This is a genomic window from Cupriavidus sp. 01T418 (genome assembly GCF_056398885.1).
The window spans coordinates 40,154-58,951 of sequence record NZ_JBFTQG010000043.1; the positions used below are offsets into that span (position 1 = coordinate 40,154).

Sequence of the window (18,798 nt, forward strand, 5' to 3'; positions counted from 1 at the left end):
CAGCCGGACAAGGTGGCGGTAACGGCTGCTATGTCTTTAGAATGTGGCATCAACCAGGAGATCAGGCTATGGCACGCACGCTCACGGTAGTGTTCGGTACCGGCAAGGAATTTGGCTTCACGATTGGGGACGCCGAGCTGGCGGCGGTTACCGAGGACGCAGGCTGGCACTGGTTCGACCGTGAGTATGCCGAACTCGATTGCCAGGCCTCCAGTCCTGTGGGCAAGGTGCTGGTAATCGACAAGATCCTCAGCGTGGCCAGGTTCTCCGGCGAGCAGCGTTTCGCCGGCGATGCCGCCTGGGCCCAGGACTACGCGCGCCATGCCGCGCGCCTGCTGGATCGCGACAAGGTGCGGGTCGACGTGAGCAACGCGGCAATCAGTTTCTGAGTGCCTGGCGGCGCTGGAATGCAAGAGGGGCGCCCGCGGGCGCCCCTCTTGCCTGCACCGTCCACGCGGAATGGCTTGCCGCTGGCCGCCGCCCTGGCGGCGGCCAGGCGATCAGACTGCCAGCAGTTCCACTTCGAACAGCAGCGTGGCGTTCGGCGGAATCACGCCGCCGGCGCCGCGCGCGCCGTAGCCCAGGTCAGCCGGGATCACCAGGCGGCGCGTGCCGCCCACCTTCATGCCTTGCACGCCTTCATCCCAGCCGCGGATGACGTGGCCGGCGCCCAGCGGAAACACGAACGGGTCGTTGCGGTCCTTGCTCGAATCGAACTTGCGGCCGGCCTGGCCGTTCTCGTAGAGCCAGCCGGTGTAATGCACCGTGACATGCTTGCCTGCCGTGGCTTCGGCGCCTTCGCCGGTGACGGTGTCTTCGTATTGCAGGCCGGAGGGGGTGGTATTCATGGATGGCTTCCTTGTGCTGTATCAGCGAGGGTCACGGGTTCGGTGAAGCCGGCGGCGTGCCGGCCGCACCGGGCGGATGGGTAATACTGAAACTGCAAATGCGGCATCAGCTGCGACATCAGCGGCGAAGTCGGCTGCGACATCAGCCGCGATACCGGCGAAACCGCCCGGCGCCGGGCTTAGCGCTGCGGCTGTTGCAGGATCTCAAGCGTGATGCGGACATTGTGGTCGTCGTCGCTGACCCAGATCTCGCTATCCTGGATCGTCACTGACAGCCGCATGGCGCGCTGGGCCAGGGCGGCGAGTGCTTCCACCGACTCGGCCGGCACATTGTAGATGGTCACGTTGCGCAGCTTGCCGGCCTTGCCGGCCATGCCTTTCCACCATTCACGCGCGCTCGCACCATTGTAGGTGAACACCGTGACGCGGTCGGCACGCGCGGCGGCGCGCTTCAGCCGCGACTCGTCCGGCTGGCCCAGCTCGATCCAGTGCGCGATCTCGCCGGTCAGGGTCTTCTCCCACAGGTCGGGCTCGTCAGGCTCGTCCAGGCCGCGGGTGAAGGCCAACGTCTCGCTGGCTTCGCAGGCAAAGGCCAGCAGCCGCACCATCATGCGCGCATCGTTCTCGGACGGGTGCTTGGCGATGGTCAGGGCGTGGCTGCCGTAGTAGGGCCGGTCCATGTCGGACACGGACAGTTCGGCCTTGTAGATGGTGGATTTAAGTGCCATGAAGGAAGCGGGAGCGGCAAATGCTGCGAGAAGCGAAAGGCCGCATCATACGTGAATCGGGCGCGGCAATTGCGGTGGCGCGCCAGCTTCAGCGGGATTTCCGGTAATCGCTCATGTAATAGCGCAGCAGCGCCGAGGCCAGGAGCAGGCAGAGAAAGGCGGTCGCCACCACCATGGCGTGGCCGGTGGAACTGTCGATCTGCCCCGACAGGGCCAGCCCTGCCAGCCAGCCGGCCACCGGCACGATCAGCAGCGGCACCAGCAGCGCGCGGCGGCCATAGGTACGCATCGCCCACGCCGGAAAATGGCGCAGGAATGCCATCGGGATGCTGCAGATCAGGCAGGCGCCCGCGGCAGCCAGCGACGCGGCCACCACATCCCCAACTTGAATTGTGATCATTGTCTTCGGGTCGCCGGAAAGTCACCAGCCGGAAAAAAGGCAAGCTGCTGATTCTACAGGATAAACCCGCTTTTCAGGCGTCGCCGGGGCGACATGCGGCGGCCGCATCAAGATGGCCGGTGACGCCGCTGTCACTCCAGCGTCGGCACGGTTGGCGTGGCTTCCACCGACATCGTCAGCACGACGGTATCGCCCACGTCCGGCAGGAAGCGCGTCATGCCAAAGGCGCTGCGCGACAGCACTGCGCGGAAGTCGCCGCCGCAAACGTGACGCTTGATGCCAAACAGCGAGATCTCGCCGCAACTGAAGCGCTCGGCTTCCAGCCGCAGCGGCTGCGTGACGCCATGCAGGGTCAGCTCGCCCTCCACGGCCACCAGCCGCTCGCCGTCCCGCACGAAGCGGTTGGCGCGCAGCCGGACCACGGGGAAATTCTGGGCGTCGAGAAACTGGGCCGAGCGCAGAATGCCGTCCAGGGTGCGGTTGCCGGAATCGACCGAATCGGCATCGACCGTGAAATCGATGGCGCCGGCGCCGCTGGTTTCGTCATAGCTGATGCGGCCATCGATCTTGCCGAAACGCCCACGCACCGAGGTGCGCTCGAAATGGCTGGTGGCGAAATACACGGTCGTATGGGTCGGGTCCACCGCGTAGTTGGCCGGCTCGGCCCGCGCCGCGCCCGGCAAGGCCGGTACCAGCAGGCTGAGGGCGCACAGGACGACAGGAAGGTACCGCATGATCCCTATCCTCAGTGGACGAACACGGGCAGCAGGAAGATACCGATCACCGACAGGAAGCCGATGGTCCAGCATAGCGTGCGCAAGGTGGCGCGATCGGCCAGGTAGCACACGGTGAACAGGATGCGCGCGACGATGAAAACCAGCGCCAGCTCGTCGATGCGCGCAGCCGGTGCCTGCAGATGGGTGGCGCACAGCACGGCCGCGGCGAAGAAGGGGAAGGCCTCGAAGTGATTGCGATGGGCCAGGTCGGCGCGCCGGGCGCGTCCGCCCTGATTTTCCAGCCAGCCGCGCGGGTCGTGGTTGTCGTAGGCGTTTCCGCTTGCCTTGGCGACGCCCACGGTCGCAACGGGCAGGATGCCTGCCAGCAGCACACACCAGAATGCGATCGGCATAGTCAGTTCCTTTGCTCGGAGGCAAGTGCCCGGTGGCCGGCTGGCCGGCCACCGGGCACACCGGAGGACAGGACGGTCAGGCCGCCACCACCCGGATCTTCACACCCGCCACGCTGACCACCTGGCCGGCGCGGATCTTGGCAGTCTTGCGCGATTCCACCGCGCCGTCGACCGACACTTCGCCGGCCGCCACCAGGGCCTTGCCGGCGCCGCCGCTGTCGCACACGCCGGTCACCTTGAGCAGGTCGTTCAGGGCGATATGCTCGCCCTCGAGCGGGAAGGTTACGTTTTGCATGGGCTTACTTTCCCCAGCTGTCGCGCAGGCCGACGATGCGGTTGAAGACCGGCTTGCCCGGCTTGGAGTCGACCCGGTCTGCCACGAAGTAGCCCTGGCGCTCGAACTGGAAGCGGTCTTCCGCCGCGGCTTGCTGCAGGCCGGGTTCCAGGTAGGCAGTAACGATCGTCTTGGAATCCGGGTTCAGCGCGTCGAGGAAGTTCTTGCCGCCGGCGTCCGGGGTCGGGTCGTTGAAGAGGCGGTCGTACAGCCGTACCTCGGTTTCATAGGCGTGCGCCGCGCTGACCCAATGGATATTGCCCTTGACCTTGACGCTGTCCGCGCCCGGCGTGCCGCTCCTGGTCTCGGGCAGGTAGTTGGCGTGCACGGCAATCACCTTGCCGTCCGCGTCACGGTCCACGCCCGTGCATTCGATCACATAGCCGTGGCGCAGGCGCACCTTGCTGCCCGGATTGCCGTCCTTGGGGGCGAACAGGCGGAAATAGCCCTTGGGCGGCGCTTCGCTGAAGTCGTCGCGCTCGATCCACAGTTCGCGCGAGATCGGGAACACGCGCACGCCCAGCTCCGGCTTCTTCGGGTGCACCGGGGCCGTGCAGTCCTCGCTCTGGCCTTCGGGATAGTTGTCGAGGATCAGCTTGAGCGGATCCAGCACCGCCGCGCCGCGCGCTGCGCGTGCGTCGAGGTCGTCGCGCACGGCGCCCTCCAGCGTGCTCATGTCGATCCAGCTATCGGACTTGGCCACACCGATGCGATCGCAGAACAACTGGATCGATTCCGGCGTGAAGCCGCGCCGGCGCATGCCCACGATGGTGGGCATGCGCGGATCGTCCCAGCCGTCCACGCGGTTCTCGCTGACCAGTTGCAGCAGCTTGCGCTTGCTGGTGATGGCGTAGGTCAGGTTCAGGCGGGCGAATTCATACTGGCGCGGCAGCGGGGCGTGGAACACGCCGCATTCGCGCAGCTCGGCCAGCACCCAGTCGTACAGCGGGCGGTTGTTCTCGAACTCCAGCGTGCACAGCGAGTGCGTGATGTTCTCCAGCGCGTCCGAGATGCAGTGCGTGAAGTCGTACATCGGGTAGATGCACCACTTGTCGCCCGTGCGGTGGTGATGCGCATGGCGGATCCGGTAGATCACCGGGTCGCGCATCATGATATTGGGCGCGGTCATGTCGATCTTGGCGCGCAGCACGTGTTCGCCGTCGGCGTACTTGTCGGCGCGCATGTCGCGGAACAGCTGCAGGTTTTCCTCGACGCTGCGCTCGCGGAACGGCGAGGGCGTGCCCGGGCGGGAGAAGTCGCCGCGGTTTTGCGCGATCTGCTCGGCGCTCTGGCTGTCCACATAGGCCACGCCGCGCTCGATCAGCTTTTCGGCGAAGGCGTAGAGCTGGTCGAAGTAGTCGCTGGCGTAGTACAGGTGGGGCTGCTTGCTGCCGTCCTTGCCGGTGCTGTCCCAGCTGAAGCCGAGCCAGTGCACCGCGTCGATGATGGAGTCGACGTATTCGGTGTCTTCCTTGACCGGGTTGGTATCGTCGAAGCGCAGATGGCAGCGGCCACCGTAGTCGCGCGCCATGCCGAAGTTCACGCAGATGCTCTTGGCGTGGCCGATATGCAGGTAGCCGTTGGGCTCCGGCGGGAAACGGGTGATGACGGGAGGCAACGGCTCGCCCTGGGCATCCTGGCGGCCGGCATAGGTGCCGGCGGTGAGGTCCTGGTCGATGATGCTGCGCAGGAAATTGGAGGCGGCAGGCGTGTTGTCGTTGGCTTTGGGGTCGTTGCTCATGGTGGCGCCGGTGGGCGGTTAACTCAGGGGCAGGCGGCGGCCGGCGTTCGGCGCGCAGCCCGCCGCGCTGCTCGATTGCATGGCGGAATGCCGGATCGGCTGATTTTACCGTGGCCGGCGGCCAGCGTCGTGCAAACGCGGCGCCACAGCGCAAAAACAGTCGCCGCAGCCTAGGATGGAGGGAGCGCATCCGCCCTCTGGAGCATCGCCGCCATGCTGACGCCAACCCCGACGCCAACCCCAACGCCAACCTCTCCCCCCTCCTGCCCAGCGCCGGGCGAGGCCCTATTCGGGCTCTGGCAGGCCGCCGGCCTGCCGGCCGCGGCCCTGGAGCGGCTGCAGCTCACCGGTGCCGACCCGGTGCTGCCGTCATCCTTTGCCGTGGGCTCCGCCGCCCAGGCCAGCCTGGGTGCCAGCGCGCTCGCCGCCGCCACGCTGTGGCAGCAACGCAGCGGACGCTGGCAGGACGTTGCCATCGACATGCGCCATGCCCTGGCCGAGTTCCGCAGCGAGCGCTACCTGCGCGTGGACGGCGGCCCGGCGGCGGAGATCTGGAACAAGATCGCCGGCACCTACCGCTGCGGCGACGGGCGCTGGGTGCGCCTGCATACCAACTTCCCGCATCACCGGGACGGCGTGCTGCGCATCCTGGGCTGCGCCCATGAGCGGGCGGCCGTGCAAGCCGCTCTCCAGAGATGGGAGGCCGAGGCGTTCGAGGCTGCCGCCTCCGAGGCCGGCCTGGTGGTTGCCGCCATGCGCAGCTTCGATGAGTGGGACCGGCATCCGCAGGGGCAGGCGCTGCGCGGCCTGCCGCCGTTGACGCTGGAGCGCATCGGCGAGGCGCTGCCGGAGCCGTTGCCGGCGCTGCCGGCCGCCGGTGCCCGCCCGCTATCGGGCGTGCGCGTGCTCGATTTCACCCGCATCATCGCCGGTCCGGTGGCCGGGCGCACCCTGGCCGCGCATGGCGCGGACGTGCTGCTGGTCACCTCCGCCCACCTGCCTGCCATCGAGCCGCTGGTGATCGACACCGGGCGCGGCAAGCGCGCCTGCCAGCTCGATTTGCGCGACTTCGACGACAAACGCGCCTTGCACAAGCTGTTGCACGGCGCCGATGTGCTGGTCCAGGGCTATCGGCCGCATGGCCTCTCCGAACTGGGCATGGGGCCGGAGGCGGCGGCGCGGGCACGTCCGGGTATCGTCTATGTGACGTTGAGTGCCTACGGGCACGTTGGGCCGTGGGCCGGCAAACGCGGCTTCGATTCGCTGGTGCAGACCGCCACCGGCTTCAATCATGCGGAAGCGCAGGCAGCCGGCAGCGAAGAACCGCACCCGCTGCCTGCCCAGGTGCTGGACCACGCCGCCGGCTATCTGCTCGCGCTCGGCGCCATGGCCGCGCTGCATCGGCGGGCCGTGGAGGGCGGCAGCTGGCACGTACGGGTTTCGCTGGCGCAGGTCGGCCAGTGGTTGCGCAGCCTGGGGCGGGTGGAAGAGGGGTTGATGGTGCCGGACCAGCATCTTGAGGATGTGGCCGACCTGATGGTGGCCTTGCCGTCGGGTTTCGGCGAACTCACCGTGGTGTCGCATGCGGGTCGTCTGTCCGAGACGCCCGCGCACTGGGCGCTGCCTTCGGTGCCGTTGGGCACGCACGCGCCGGAGTGGCTGCCGCGCGCCTGAGCGGCGCACGGTGGGTGCCGGCTTCAGGGTTTCATCAGTTCGCGCCCGTCATGCGCGCCATCCACGCCGCCATGTCGCGCTCGATCGGGCTGCCTTCCTGCTGGGCGGCGAGAATGCGGGCGCGGTCGGCGGCGGGGCGGTTCTGGCTGAGCTTGAATTTGGCTTCGACGCGCGTCGGCATGATGCGCAAGCCAACAATCGCACCCAGCATCTTGTGCTGGAAATCCTCCGGCAATGCCCGCCATTGCGCGGCGTAGCCGGGATCGTTCTGCGCGATCAGGCGCTTGAGCAGCGCATCCTTGGCGTCGGCGTCATGGATCGTGGCGATTTCCGCGTACACATGCACGGCGACGTAGTTCCAGGTCGGCACCGACAGCTTCTGCTCGTACAGCGCGGGCGAGACATAGCCGTGCGGGCCCTGGAATACCAGCAGCGCGCGCGGTGTCTGCTCCAGCCAGCGCCAGTGCGGATTGGCGCGCGCCATATGGCCTTCGATCAGCCAGGTGTCGCTGCCGCGCTCAGTCGCCACCGGCAGGTGCGTGGCGAACGGCAGCCCGTCGGCGTCATTGCCGATCAGCGTGGCAAAGGGATAGCGGCGCATGACTTCGTCGATGGCGTCGCTTTCGGTGCTGGCGAAGTGGGCTGGCGTGTACATGGGCTCAGTACAGGGTTTGCTCGTATTGGGCGTATATGGCGCACGGATGCGGGACCAACCGCGGCCTTGGCGCCCCGGACCGAACTCACTGTAATCCAGCTGTGCGCCCTTTGTCTCGCCCCGTGCGGTAGCGAGTTACAGGTTGATGGTGCCGCGGCCCAGTTCGATCACGCGTCCGCCCACGCGGATGGCCCGATCCCCGGTGACCTCCAGCCGCAGCGTGCAAGGCCGGCCGACCGCTTCGCCCTGCGCGATCTGGTACCCGGCCGGCAGCGCGTGGCTGTTGGCAATCAGCCAGCCGCCCAGGTTGGCGCAGGCCGATCCGGTGCCCGGGTCCTCGGCCACGCCGCCGCCCTGCTTGGTGAAGAAGTAGCGTGCCACCACTTGTCCCGGCCGCGCCGGATCGAAGGCGAACACGTAGGCGGTCTTGCGGCCCAGGCTGCTCTGCGGCCAGGCCTCCAGGCGCGCGCTGGCGGGCTGCGCGCGGCGCACGGCGTCGACGCTCTTCACCGCCACCAGCAACTGGTCGGCACCGGTGTCGACCCACATCGGCGAAGCCAGCAGGTCGCTCCCGGCAAGTCCGAGCAGGCAGGCCATCTCCGCATCCGGCAGGCCGGCCGGGGCGGTCTTCGGCTGGCCGGCATGCGGCGCGGTGAAGGTCCACACATCGCCCTGCGCGGTCACCGGCACCACACCCGCCTTGAATTCGAGCGTGAGCGCGTCGCCGGTAGCGGCGAGGTCGCGCACCACGTGCGCGGTGCCAAGCGTGGGATGGCCGGCAAAGCGCATCTCGTAGCCCGGCGTGAAGATCCGGACCTGTGCGCTGGCCTGTTCGGAGGGCAGGATGAAGGTGGTCTCGGACAAGTTGAACTGCAGCGCCAGGGCCTGCATGGTGGCGTCGTCCAGCCCGCGCGCATCCTCGAACACGCACAGCGGGTTGCCGCCGAAAGTGGACTCGGCGAAGACGTTGAGCAGGCGATAAGCGTAAGTGGTCATGGCTGTCGGGGTAGAGGCAAAGGTAGAGGCAAAGGCCTTAGAAACCTACTGCCTGCCCATCGCGCCGGCTGTCGCTGGCTGCCACATAGCCATGCTCGGCATCCTCCGACAGGCGCCAGATAAACTGGCCCGAGCCGAAATCCATGTAGGGATCGTCGACCGACTTGAGCTGGTGGCCGCGTGCCTTCAGGCCGGCGACGACCGCCGGGTCCATGGTCGATTCCACATCCAGCGTGAAGTCGCGGTTGACCTTCCAGCGCGGCGCGCAGCATGCGGCCTGCGGCTGCTGGTTGTAGTCCACCATGCGCACCACGGTCTGCAGATGCCCCTGCGGCTGCATGTCGCCGCCCATCACGCCGAAGCTCATCACCGGCCGGCCATCCTTGGTCAGGAAGGCGGGGATGATGGTGTGGAAGGGGCGCTTGCCGCCGGCCACCACGTTGGGGGATTTCGGGTCCATCGAGAAACCGACGCCGCGGTTCTGCAGGCTGATGCCGGTGCCAGGCACCACCACGCCGGAGCCGAAGCCCATGTAGTTCGACTGGATGAAGGAGATCATCATGCCGCTCTCGTCGGCGGCGGTCAGGTAGATGGTGCCGCCGACCTTGGGCATGCCGAAATCGAAATGCGTGGCGCGTTCCATGTCGATCAGCTTGGCGCGCGACTTCAGGTAAGCGTCGTCCAGCATCGCCTCGGGCGTGACTTCCATGCTGCCGGGGTCAGCCACGTAGCGGTACAGGTCGGCAAAGGCCAGTTTCATCGCCTCGATCTGCAGATGCTGCGAATCGACCGAATCCACCGGCAGCGCAGCCATGTCGAACTGGCCGAGGATGCCCAGCGCCACCAGCGCGGCGATGCCCTGGCCGTTCGGCGGAATCTCATGCAGTTCGTAGTCGCGATAAGCCTTGCTGATCGGCTTGACCCATTCCGGCCTGTAGTTGCGCAGGTCGTCGGCCGTCATGGCGCCGCCGCATTCGTTGCTGAAGGCGGCGATCTTTTCGGCGATCTCGCCTTCGTAGTAGGCGCGGCCGTTGGTGGCGCCGATCTTGCGCAGCGTGTCGGCAGCGGCCTTGAGCGTGAACTTCTCGCCAACGTTGGGCGCGCGGCCATTCGGCATGAAGGCATCGGCGTAGCCGGGCTGGTCCTTCAGTTCGGGCACCGCGGCGGCCCACTTGTGCGCCACCACCGGCGGCACGGCGTAGCCGCGCTCGGCGATCTCGATGGCGGGCTCCATCAGTTCGGCGAAAGGCAGCTTGCCGAAGCGCTCATGCAGCGCGGCCCAGCCGGCAATCACGCCCGGCACTGTGACGGCGTCCCAGCCGCGCACGGGGCGCTTGGCAATGCCGTTGGCGTCCACGCCGTACTTGTCCTTGAAGTATTCGGGATTCCATGCGGCCGGCGCCACGCCCGAGGCATTCAGGCCATGCATTTCCCGGCCGTCCCACAGGATCGCGAAGGCGTCGCTGCCCAGGCCGCACGAGACCGGTTCGACGATGGTGATGGCCGCCGCTGCCGCGATGGCCGCATCCACCGCATTGCCGCCCTTGAGCAGCATGCGCAGGCCGGCCTGCGCCGCCAGCGGGTGTGAAGTGGACACCACGTTGCGCGCGAACAGCGGAATGCGCACGGAAGGGTAGGGATTGGTCCAGTTGAAGTTCTGCATGCTTGCTCTCGGTTCGATTCGCTGGCGGCGCGTGCGGCGCACGCCTGAAGTCGCAATGACTTTATCGTTATTCCACGGTGATCTTGCGATCCTTGATCAGCTTGCCCCAGCGCGCGCTGTCCTGCCTGACCATTGCCGCGAATTGCGCCGGCGTGCCGCCGACCGGCTCCGCGCCCAGCTTGCCGAGGCGATCCTTCACGTCAGGCGACTGGATCGCCTTGTTGAATTCCGCATTGAGGCGGTTCACGAGATCGGCCGGCATTTGCCTGGGGCCATAGATGCCGAACCAGGTATCGGACTCGAAGCCCGGCAGGCCGGACTCGCTGGCGGTCGGGATCTCGGGCGCCAGCGGCGAGCGCTTGAGGCTGGTCACGGCCAGCGCCTTGAGCTTGCCGTCCTTCACGTGCGGCAGGCCGGAGACGATGCTGTCGAACAGGATCTGCACCTTGTTGGAGATCAGGTCGGGCACGGCCAGCGCGGTGCCGCGATACGGGATGTGCGTGATGAACACGCCGGCCTGCGCCTTGAAGGCCTCGGCGGTCAGGTGCACCACGGTGCCGTTGCCGCTGGAAGCGTAGTTCAACTCGCCCGGATGCTTCTTGGCGTAGTCGATCAGTTCCTTGACGTTCTTCACCGGCAGGCTGTTCGGCACCACCAGCACGTTGGTGGCGATGGCCACCTGGCCGATCGGCGTGAAGTCGGTCGCGGTGTTGTACGGCAGGTGGCTATTGATGTACGGCCCGATCGAATGCGTGCTGGTGGTGGCGATCAGCAGCGTGTAGCCGTCGGCCGGGGCCTTGGCGGCCATGTCGGAACCGATGGCCCCGCCCGCGCCTGGGCGGTTGTCGACCACGATCTGCTGGCCCATGCTGGTACCCACCTTCTGCGCGATGGCGCGGGCCAGCAGATCGGTGGCGCCGCTGGCAGGGAACGGCACGATCAGGCGTATCGGCTTGTTCGGGTAGGTGTCGGCGAGTGCCGGGACGGCGCCAAGGGCCAGCCCGGTGGCGAGGCTCGTGCCAACAAGGCGCAGCCAGTGTTTCATGGTGATCTCCGGATCGGGAAGACAAGTGCGGGCCGAGGCCGGCTTTCAATCGTGCTGCGCATTATTATTCCGTGCAGCCAGTCGTAATGAAAGCTAATATTTCTTTCTTATGTCTCAAGTTTTTCTTAAGTAATGGTGTGCCGGATAAGCCTTACGCCTCACCATTCCACTTTGGGTCTTCGCTGATGAGCACCATCCGTTTCCTGCGCACTTTCACTGCCGTGGCCGACCACGGCTCATTCGCCGCGGCCGCCGAGCGGGTGGCGCTCACCCAGGCTGCGGTCAGCCTGCAGATGCGCGCGCTGGAGACCGAGCTGCGCCGCGAATTGTTCGATCGCGGCGGCAGGGTGGTGGCGCTCAATGCCGGCGGCCGCGAGCTATTGCCGCAGGCGCGCCGCATGCTGGCCCTCTACGACGAGATGCGACTGGTGCCGGAGACGCCGGACGCCATGGCCGGCGCGGTGGCGGTGGGGGCCGTGGTGTCGGTGATGGGTGGGCTGTCGCATGTGGTGGCGCGCATGAAGCGCGAGCACCCGGCGCTGAACGTGCGCCTGGTTGGCGCCAAGTCGATCGAACTGGCGGCGCAGGTGGAGGCGGGCGAGCTGGACGCGGCGATGCTGGTGGAAGGCTCGGGCCGCCTGGCGGGCACGCTGGAGTGGACGCCGCTCTACCAGGAGCCGCTGGTGGCGATCGCCGGGCGCGACAGCCCGGGAGCCAGCGCGCGCGAGGCGCTGGCGGCCAACCCCTTCCTGCGTTTCGACCGCGGCCAGCGCACCGGCATGCAGGTGGAGCGGGCGTTGCGCCGCGCGCATCTGCGGGTCAACGAGTTCCTGGAGCTGAACTCCATCGAGGCACTGGTCGAACTGGTGCGCCAGCAGGTGGGCGTGACCGTGGTGCCGATGCTGCAGCGTGCGCGTTGGCGCGACGACAAGGATTTGCGCATCCTTCCCCTGGAAGCAGGCGGCGCCCCGGTGATGCGCACCATCGGCATGCTGGAGCGGCGCGACCATGCGCGCCGGCATGTCACGGCGGCGGTGCGGGACGCCTGCGCGGGATTGTTCGGCGCGCCTGGAGATGGGGCGGCAGTGCAGTTGTAAGACGAAGCTGCCCATTCCGCATGAGGCGCGGGGCAACGCCCGCGAGCCCCGCGGGCGGCACGTCGAGACGCCACATGCTTATTCGCTGCACAGTAAATATTTGGGGAATACTGAATATTTGCTATAATTCCATTATTCACTGAACAGTAAATAAGCTCCATCACGATGATGCTTGCGTCCTCCATGACCGAACGTCAATTGATCGAGCGGTTTCTCGAAGCCCTTCGGGAACTGCCGGAGGTGCACGCCGACCTGGGTCACCGGGAACCTGTCGGCTCGATCGGCGACCGCAGGCATGACGCCCAGATCGACCTGCACGTAGGGAGCAAGTCCTTCATCTTGATGATCGAAGCCAGGAAAGCCGTCTATCCACGAGACGTCCGTCAGATTCTCTGGCAGCTCAGGGAAGCCCGCCATGGCCGGCCTAAGGGGCAGGGCAAAGAACCCCTGTCGCTCCTGGTCGCCGAGTCCATTTCCCCGGGAGCCAAGGAATTGCTCACAGATGAGCGCGTCGGCTACTACGACAGCGGCGGAAGCCTGTACTTGCCCGCGCCGGGGGCCTATATCTACATCGACAAGCCGCCGCCCAAGGCCCTCGCGAAGTCGGTTCGCTCCCTGTTTTCCGGACGGCGTGCGCAGGTGCTTCACGCTTTGCTGATTCACCATCAGGACTGGTTCGGCGTCAAGGAGCTCGCGCAGCAGGCGATGGTGTCCCCGGCTACCGCTTCGCAGGTGTTGACGGAACTGGAACGTTTCGACTGGCTGGTCTCGCGCGGACAAGGGCCCAGCAAGGAGCGCCACCTTCGCGAGCCCGCAGCCTTGCTGGATGCGTGGGTGAAGCAAATCGCATCCATTCGGCCTTCGAACCTGCGTCGCTATTACGTGCCCGCAGCGAAGGCGGACACGCTGCTGGAGCGGGTCGGCGAAGTCTTCGACGCCCACGATGCCGGGTACGCGATCAGTCACGAAGCCGCCGCGCAGCGCTACGCGCCATTTCTCTCCAGCGTTTCCCAGGTGCGTACTCGGTTGCTGATCGGTGCAAACGCCGACGCAGCCATCGCCGACCTCGGCGCACGTGTCGTCAACGAAGGCGCCAACCTGGCAATCATTGAAGCGAAGTCGCCCGGCGAGCTGCTGTTCCGCGAACAAGTCGGCGGCATCTGGCTGGCCAGCCCGGTTCAGGTCTACCTCGACCTGCTGCGCGGCGAAGGCCGCTCCAAGGAAATGGCCGAGCATCTGCGCAAAGAAAGGATCGGTTTCTGATGGCCAAGCCCGCAACGCTCGACGGCTACAGCGACCAGTACACGCGTGACTGCGAACGCGTCCTCGTGACGTTGCTGCGCGGGTTGCCGAAGTCGCTGGGGCGTTCCGCAAGGAACGCGACGGCAAGTACGGTGCGGTGATCCAGGCTTCGCTGGCGATCCTGCGCAGTCGTTTCGTACAGGACGACAAAACAGAAGGCTATCGCAAAGATGGCCCGGTGTCGGTCGCCAAATTCGAGCTTGGCGAAGGCGAAGAGCCCGTGCAGCGCGAAGCGAGGGCGTTGCGCCAGCGGCAGGCGAGCGACGTTATCGAGCGGCTCCCTGGACAAATCGGATAGGAGATCGCCCGCGGCCGGCCGGAGCCGGGCCGCGGGACTGGCTTGCTTATTCTTCCTGGAACGCTTCTTCGCGCTTGTTCTTGATCGACGGCAGCGCCACGATCAGCACCAGCACCGCGGCGGCGATCAGCAGGCCGAGCGACAGCGGACGGGTCAGGAACACGCTGAATTCGCCGCGCGACAGCAGCAGCGAGCGGCGGAAGTTCTCCTCCATCATCGGTCCCAGCACGAAGCCCAGCAGCAGTGGCGCCGGCTCGCACTTGAGCTTGATGAACAGGTAGCCGATCACGCCGAAGGCGGCGGTCTGGAACACGTCGAAGGTGGTGTTCTGGACCGAGTACACGCCGATGCAGCAGAAGGTCAGGATGGCCGGGTACAAGTAGCGGTAAGGCACCTTGAGCAGCTTCACCCAGATCCCGATCAGCGGCAGGTTCAGGATGATCAGCATGAAGTTGCCGATCCACATCGAGGCGATCAGGCCCCAGAACAGCGCGGGGTTGCTGGTCATGACCTGCGGGCCCGGCTGGATGTTGTGGATGGTCATTGCGCCCACCATCAGCGCCATCACCGCGTTGGGCGGAATGCCCAGCGTCAGCAGCGGGATGAAGGAGGTCTGCGCCGCGGCGTTGTTGGCCGATTCCGGGCCGGCCACGCCTTCGATGGCGCCCTTGCCGAACTCATGCGCGTACTTCGAGGTCTTCTTTTCCAGCGAGTAGGCTGCAAAAGAAGCCAGCGCGGCACCGCCGCCCGGCAGGATGCCCAGCGCCGAACCCAGCACCGTGCCACGCAGCACCGCGGGGATCATGCGCTTGAAGTCATCCCTGGTCGGGAACAGGTTGGTGATGTGGTCGGTGAAGGTTTCGCGGGCATCCTTCTGTTCTAGGTTCGCGATGATTTCCGCGAAGCCGAATACACCCATTGCCACCGAGACGAAGTTCAGGCCATCGGTCAGCTCAGGCACATCGAAGGAGAAGCGCGCGGCGCCCGAGTTCACGTCGGTGCCGACCAGGCCCAGCAGCAGGCCCAGCACGATCATGGCAATCGCCTTGACCAGCGAGCCCGAAGCCAGCACCACCGCGCCGATCAGGCCCAGCACCATCAGCGAGAAGTATTCGGCGGGACCGAACTTGAAGGCCAGTTCCGACAGCGGCGCGGCAAACGCGGCCAGGATCAGGGTTGCCACGCAGCCGGCGAAGAACGAGCCCAGGCCGGCGGTGGCCAGCGCCACCCCCGCTCGTCCTCGCCTGGCCATCTGATAGCCATCGATCGTAGTCACCACCGACGACGATTCACCCGGCAGGTTGACCAGGATGGCGGTGGTGGAGCCACCGTACTGGGCGCCGTAGTAGATACCGGCCAGCATGATCAGCGCCGCCACCGGGGGCAGCGTGTAGGTCACCGGCAGCAGCATGGCGATGGTGGCCAGAGGCCCCAGGCCCGGCAGCACGCCGATCAGGGTACCCAGCACGCAGCCCAGGAAGGCGTATGCGAGGTTTTGCAGGGTCAGGGCGGTCGAGAAGCCGAGGCCCAGGTTGGCTAGCAGTTCCATATGGCCTTCTCCTTAACTTGCCAGGAATGCCGGCCACACCGGCATCTGAAGATTGATGCCGTAGACGAAGGCACCCATGCTGATCAACACCAGGATGATCGCGTTCGCGATGGCGCCCTTCCAGCTGAATTCATGGCTGGCCATCGAGGACACCAGCACCAGCACGAGGACCGACAGCACCATGCCGAGCGGCTTGAGCATCAGGCCGAACAGCACTACCGAACCCAGGATCCACAACAGGGTCTTGAGGTCCCAGTGCGCCAGCCGATCTTCTTCCTTGCGGGCGGACAGGGACCCCCACAGCACCAGCGCGCCCAGCAGGGCGAGCACGATGCCGAGCCAGAACGGGAAATATCCCGGGCCCATCTTGGCGGCGGTGCCCATGGAATAACCACGTGCGACCCAGGAAAAGCCGAATCCGACCAGGATGAACATCAGGCCGGAGGCAAAGTCCTTTTGGCTACGAATGCGCAAAATGAATCTCCTCGAAAAAACTGCTTGAAATCCGCGCGGCTGTGGATGCTGCAACGCGCAAGAATGACGCGCGCATGGGTCCCGCCGCTGGCACGGTGGAAATTAAGGTGGTGACCTTTCATTTGCCTTTCAAATGTCTGCAATAAGGGTCAACCTCCGGGTATCTCCCTAGCAGACATTCGAAGGTTGGTGGCTGGGTCCATGGCAAAGCTGGCATGGCGCTGCGCTATCATCGCTGGCTGCACTGCCGTTGCCGCCGCGTCCGCAGCCTGCGGCCGATCCGGCAGGGCACTGAAAGGGAAAGCCGTCTTGGAAAGCATTGACCATGTCATCCTGATCGGGGCCGTCGTGATGTCCCTGGGCATTGTGGTGGGCGCCTTCTCGGCGCGCCTGGGCGTGCCCTTCCTGCTTGTCTTCCTGTCGGTCGGCATGCTGGCCGGCGTGGACGGACCTGGAGGCATCCGTTTCAACAACACCTGGCTGAGCTTCCTGGTTGGCAACCTGGCGCTGGCGGTGATCCTGCTCGATGGCGGCCTGCGCACCCGGCTGGCGACCTTCCGGGTAGCGCTGCGGCCATCGCTGTCGCTGGCCACCGTCGGGGTCCTGGTCACCACCGGCCTGGTGGGCCTGTTTGCCGCCTGGATGCTGGAGATCGACTGGAAGCTCGGCCTGCTGCTGGGCGCCATCGTCGGCTCGACCGATGCCGCGGCAGTGTTCTCGCTGCTCAATACCAGCGGCATCCGGCTCAAGGAGCGGGTTGCCAGCGTGCTGGAGATCGAGTCCGGCATCAACGACCCGATGGCCATTTTCCTGACCCTGACGCTGATTGACTGGATCGCCGCGCCCGCCGGCCTGAGCCCGGGTGCGCTCGTCTGGCGCCTGGTGGTGCAGTTCGGCGTGGGCGGCCTGCTCGGGCTGGGCCTGGGCTACTGCCTGGCCAATGTCCTGGAACGCATGCGCGTGGCCGAAGGCCTGCAGGCCATCCTGCTGTGCTCGGGCGGCGCCATGGTGTTCGCCATCGTGCAGACCGCGGGCGGCAGCGGCTTCCTGGCGGTCTACCTGACCGGCATCCTGGTGGGCAACCGCGACCGGGCGGTCAGCGCCGATGCCATGCGGGCGATGGACGGCATGGCCTGGCTGTCGCAGTCCGTGATGTTCCTGCTGCTGGGCCTGCTGGTGGCGCCGCACCGGATCTGGGAGGTGGCCTTGCCCGCGGTGGCGGTGGCGGTCTTCCTGATGCTGGTGGCGCGCCCGGCGGCGGTCTGGCTGGCGTTGCTGCCGTTCCGTTTCAGCGCGCGCGAAAAGGGCTTCGTGGCATGGATGGGCCTGCGCGGTGCGGTGCCCATCGTGCTGGCGCTGTTCCCCTTGCTGCGGGGCATGCCCGACTCCGGGCTGCTGTTTCGCATCGCTTTCGCGGTCGTGCTGACCAGCCTGCTGCTGCAGGGCACCACCGTGCGGCTGGCGGCGCGGCTGGCGCGCGTGCTGCGGCCTGCCTATCCCGAGCCGCTGTCCCGCGCGCGCCTGCAGGGTACCCATGGGCCGGCGCTGGAGGTGATGCAATTCAGGGTCGAGGCCGATTCTCCCGCCGAGAACCTGCGCGCCGACCAGCTCGAACTGCCGCCGCGCTGCCGCCTGCTCACGGTGGTACGCGACAAGGCGCTGGCGGCGCCCGGGCAGACCGTGCTGCGGGCAGGCGATATGGTTTCCGTCCTGGCGCCGGGGACCAGCGTGCCAATGCTGGCGCTGCTGTTCCTTCGGCCCGGGCCGGCGCCGGCGTGGGGCAAGGCCAGCCACGATTTCCTGCTGTCTGGCGACGCCATGCTGCGGGACGTGGCAGGGCTTTACGGTACGCGGGCGCTGAGTGCCGACGAAGCCGCCCGGACGCTGGAAGCTGCCATGCAGAAGGCTTTCAAGTCGCCGCCGGTGGAGGGCGACGCGGTGGAGATTGCCGGATTGAAACTGACGGTGACACGCATGGATGGGCCACGCATCATCCAGGTGGGCCTGTTGCTGCCGCGCGCGCAGGAGCCGCAGGCTGCTGACAAAGCCGGATCTGCCTAGGGACGGGCGGTGTTCATGCCATCTCTCCCGCTTGCGGGAGGGAAGCAACCCAGCTGCATTTGACGGAGCCGACAGGACAGGCCAATTCCGTCGTCATTTCAACCGGCGTTGGCGCACCTGGTCGGCTCCGGCAGATGTGCCAGGGCTCGAACTGCTTGCATAAGAGTTGCTCGTTTCCGCTCATTCCTGAATAATTTGAGCTTGTCACGCAAGATGGCTTGCTCGGCGCGGTGACAGGAGGCCAGGTCGGCCGGCTCATCATCACGCATAAGGACCGGCTGTTGTGGTTCGGTGCCGAACTGGTGTTCGCCATTTGCGAGGCGAAGCAAGTGGAGGTCATTATTCTGAATCAAGGCGAGGACACGACCGGATGGCGATCATTCAGCTGGGCGATGCCTTCAAGAACTTCTTTGCCGGTCGCGCCCGCTACCCGCAATTCCGCAGGAAAGGCGTGCACGACCGCTTCACGCTCACCAACGACCAGTTCAGTGTCGACGGTTCGCGCATCCGCATCCCCAATCTTGGCTGGGTGCGCATGCGCGAGACGTTGCGCTTCGCTGGCAAGATCATGTCGGCCACGGTCTCCCGTGTGGCCGACCGCTGGTTTGTCAGTGTCACCGTCGARACCCAGGACGATGCTCATCTGCCCAAAGCCGAAAACCAAGGCGCGGTCGGTGTGGATCTGGGTGTCTCGGCCTTGGCAACGCTCTCGACGGGAGAACCTSCGATACCCGGCCCGAAGCCTCACAARGCGCTGCTGGTCCGCCTCAGGCACCTATCGCGCAGCCTGAGCAGAAAGCACAA

21 protein-coding genes and 1 pseudogene are annotated in these 18,798 nt (G+C 66.3%); 9 read left to right on the top strand and 13 right to left on the bottom strand.

Translation table 11 applies throughout. From position 1 onward, the window contains the following. Positions 1–68 precede the first annotated feature (68 nt). On the top strand, positions 69–389 hold the full coding sequence (locus tag AC1DQ3_RS28980) for a hypothetical protein (RefSeq protein WP_477123589.1): 321 nt from the start codon (positions 69–71) through the stop codon (positions 387–389). 111 nt (positions 390–500) lie between these two features. Here the strand turns inward: AC1DQ3_RS28980 and AC1DQ3_RS28985 are convergent, their stop codons facing one another. The 7 genes from AC1DQ3_RS28985 to AC1DQ3_RS29015 all read right to left on the bottom strand — a co-directional run bounded on the left by AC1DQ3_RS28985 (position 501) and on the right by AC1DQ3_RS29015 (position 5,180). Then, positions 501–848 carry an FKBP-type peptidyl-prolyl cis-trans isomerase gene (locus AC1DQ3_RS28985; protein WP_035864016.1) on the bottom strand — a complete coding sequence of 116 codons (348 nt, stop codon included), beginning with the start codon at positions 846–848 and terminating at the stop codon, positions 501–503. A 179-nt stretch (positions 849–1,027) separates the two neighbouring features. Then, positions 1,028–1,576 carry a YaeQ family protein gene (locus AC1DQ3_RS28990; RefSeq protein WP_477123590.1) on the bottom strand — a complete coding sequence of 183 codons (549 nt, stop codon included), beginning with the start codon at positions 1,574–1,576 and terminating at the stop codon, positions 1,028–1,030. Positions 1,577–1,664: 88 nt separating this feature from the next. Beyond that, entirely contained in the window at positions 1,665–1,976 is a 312-nt protein-coding gene (locus AC1DQ3_RS28995; protein WP_477123591.1) for a hypothetical protein, read from the bottom strand. 131 nt (positions 1,977–2,107) lie between these two features. Further along, positions 2,108–2,710 (bottom strand): YceI family protein, encoded by a 603-nt coding sequence (locus AC1DQ3_RS29000; RefSeq protein ID WP_477123592.1) that lies wholly within the window; start codon positions 2,708–2,710, stop codon positions 2,108–2,110. An 11-nt stretch (positions 2,711–2,721) separates the two neighbouring features. After that, positions 2,722–3,105, bottom strand: coding sequence for an MAPEG family protein (locus AC1DQ3_RS29005; protein WP_477123593.1), 384 nt, complete (start codon positions 3,103–3,105; stop codon positions 2,722–2,724). 76 nt (positions 3,106–3,181) lie between these two features. Continuing rightward, on the bottom strand, positions 3,182–3,400 hold the full coding sequence (locus AC1DQ3_RS29010) for an RNA-binding S4 domain-containing protein (RefSeq protein WP_477123594.1): 219 nt from the start codon (positions 3,398–3,400) through the stop codon (positions 3,182–3,184). Positions 3,401–3,404: 4 nt separating this feature from the next. Then, positions 3,405–5,180, bottom strand: a complete 1,776-nt coding sequence (locus AC1DQ3_RS29015) for a glutamine--tRNA ligase/YqeY domain fusion protein (protein WP_477123595.1) — start codon at positions 5,178–5,180, stop codon at positions 3,405–3,407. Positions 5,181–5,393: 213 nt separating this feature from the next. Between AC1DQ3_RS29015 and AC1DQ3_RS29020 the strand changes: the two genes are divergently transcribed. Continuing rightward, positions 5,394–6,854 (top strand): CoA transferase, encoded by a 1,461-nt coding sequence (locus AC1DQ3_RS29020; protein ID WP_477123596.1) that lies wholly within the window; start codon positions 5,394–5,396, stop codon positions 6,852–6,854. Between the two features lie 34 nt (positions 6,855–6,888). Here the strand turns inward: AC1DQ3_RS29020 and AC1DQ3_RS29025 are convergent, their stop codons facing one another. The 4 genes from AC1DQ3_RS29025 to AC1DQ3_RS29040 all read right to left on the bottom strand — a co-directional run bounded on the left by AC1DQ3_RS29025 (position 6,889) and on the right by AC1DQ3_RS29040 (position 11,213). Continuing rightward, a complete protein-coding gene (locus AC1DQ3_RS29025; RefSeq protein WP_477123597.1) occupies positions 6,889–7,509 on the bottom strand; it encodes an FMN-binding negative transcriptional regulator in 621 nt (206 codons plus the stop codon). Positions 7,510–7,644: 135 nt separating this feature from the next. Then, positions 7,645–8,505, bottom strand: a complete 861-nt coding sequence (locus tag AC1DQ3_RS29030; RefSeq protein WP_477123598.1) for a PhzF family phenazine biosynthesis protein — start codon at positions 8,503–8,505, stop codon at positions 7,645–7,647. Positions 8,506–8,542: 37 nt separating this feature from the next. Further along, entirely contained in the window at positions 8,543–10,168 is a 1,626-nt protein-coding gene (ggt, locus tag AC1DQ3_RS29035; RefSeq protein ID WP_477123599.1) for a gamma-glutamyltransferase, read from the bottom strand. A gap of 67 nt (positions 10,169–10,235) precedes the next feature. Next, on the bottom strand, positions 10,236–11,213 hold the full coding sequence (locus tag AC1DQ3_RS29040; RefSeq protein ID WP_477123600.1) for a Bug family tripartite tricarboxylate transporter substrate binding protein: 978 nt from the start codon (positions 11,211–11,213) through the stop codon (positions 10,236–10,238). Positions 11,214–11,398: 185 nt separating this feature from the next. Between AC1DQ3_RS29040 and AC1DQ3_RS29045 the strand changes: the two genes are divergently transcribed. The 4 genes from AC1DQ3_RS29045 (at position 11,399) to AC1DQ3_RS29060 (ending at position 13,910) form a co-directional block, all read left to right on the top strand. After that, entirely contained in the window at positions 11,399–12,310 is a 912-nt protein-coding gene (locus AC1DQ3_RS29045; RefSeq protein WP_477123601.1) for a LysR substrate-binding domain-containing protein, read from the top strand. 183 nt (positions 12,311–12,493) lie between these two features. Beyond that, the gene (locus tag AC1DQ3_RS29050; protein ID WP_477123602.1) at positions 12,494–13,573 is read left to right on the top strand and encodes a hypothetical protein; all 1,080 of its coding nucleotides are present in this window, start codon (positions 12,494–12,496) and stop codon (positions 13,571–13,573) included. After that, on the top strand, positions 13,573–13,713 hold the full coding sequence (locus AC1DQ3_RS29055; protein ID WP_477123603.1) for a hypothetical protein: 141 nt from the start codon (positions 13,573–13,575) through the stop codon (positions 13,711–13,713). Before AC1DQ3_RS29050 ends, AC1DQ3_RS29055 begins: the two co-directional genes overlap by 1 nt. Beyond that, positions 13,710–13,910, top strand: a complete 201-nt coding sequence (locus AC1DQ3_RS29060; protein WP_477123604.1) for a hypothetical protein — start codon at positions 13,710–13,712, stop codon at positions 13,908–13,910. The genes AC1DQ3_RS29055 and AC1DQ3_RS29060 overlap by 4 nt, the downstream gene beginning before the upstream one ends. A 46-nt stretch (positions 13,911–13,956) precedes the next feature. Here AC1DQ3_RS29060 and AC1DQ3_RS29065 read toward each other — a convergent pair whose 3' ends face one another. Both AC1DQ3_RS29065 and AC1DQ3_RS29070 read right to left on the bottom strand, forming a co-directional pair. Continuing rightward, entirely contained in the window at positions 13,957–15,459 is a 1,503-nt protein-coding gene (locus tag AC1DQ3_RS29065; protein ID WP_477123605.1) for a tripartite tricarboxylate transporter permease, read from the bottom strand. A gap of 12 nt (positions 15,460–15,471) precedes the next feature. Continuing rightward, positions 15,472–15,933, bottom strand: a complete 462-nt coding sequence (locus AC1DQ3_RS29070; protein ID WP_477123606.1) for a tripartite tricarboxylate transporter TctB family protein — start codon at positions 15,931–15,933, stop codon at positions 15,472–15,474. 309 nt (positions 15,934–16,242) lie between these two features. Between AC1DQ3_RS29070 and AC1DQ3_RS29075 the strand changes: the two genes are divergently transcribed. The 3 genes and pseudogenes from AC1DQ3_RS29075 to AC1DQ3_RS29085 all read left to right on the top strand — a co-directional run. Then, positions 16,243–17,994 carry a potassium/proton antiporter gene (locus tag AC1DQ3_RS29075; protein ID WP_477123607.1) on the top strand — a complete coding sequence of 584 codons (1,752 nt, stop codon included), beginning with the start codon at positions 16,243–16,245 and terminating at the stop codon, positions 17,992–17,994. 239 nt (positions 17,995–18,233) lie between these two features. After that, a pseudogene (locus AC1DQ3_RS29080) lies at positions 18,234–18,356 on the top strand (IS607 family transposase); the annotation flags it as partial. A gap of 8 nt (positions 18,357–18,364) precedes the next feature. After that, on the top strand, positions 18,365–18,798 hold a 434-nt coding region (locus AC1DQ3_RS29085; protein WP_477123608.1), incomplete at its 3' end, for an RNA-guided endonuclease InsQ/TnpB family protein.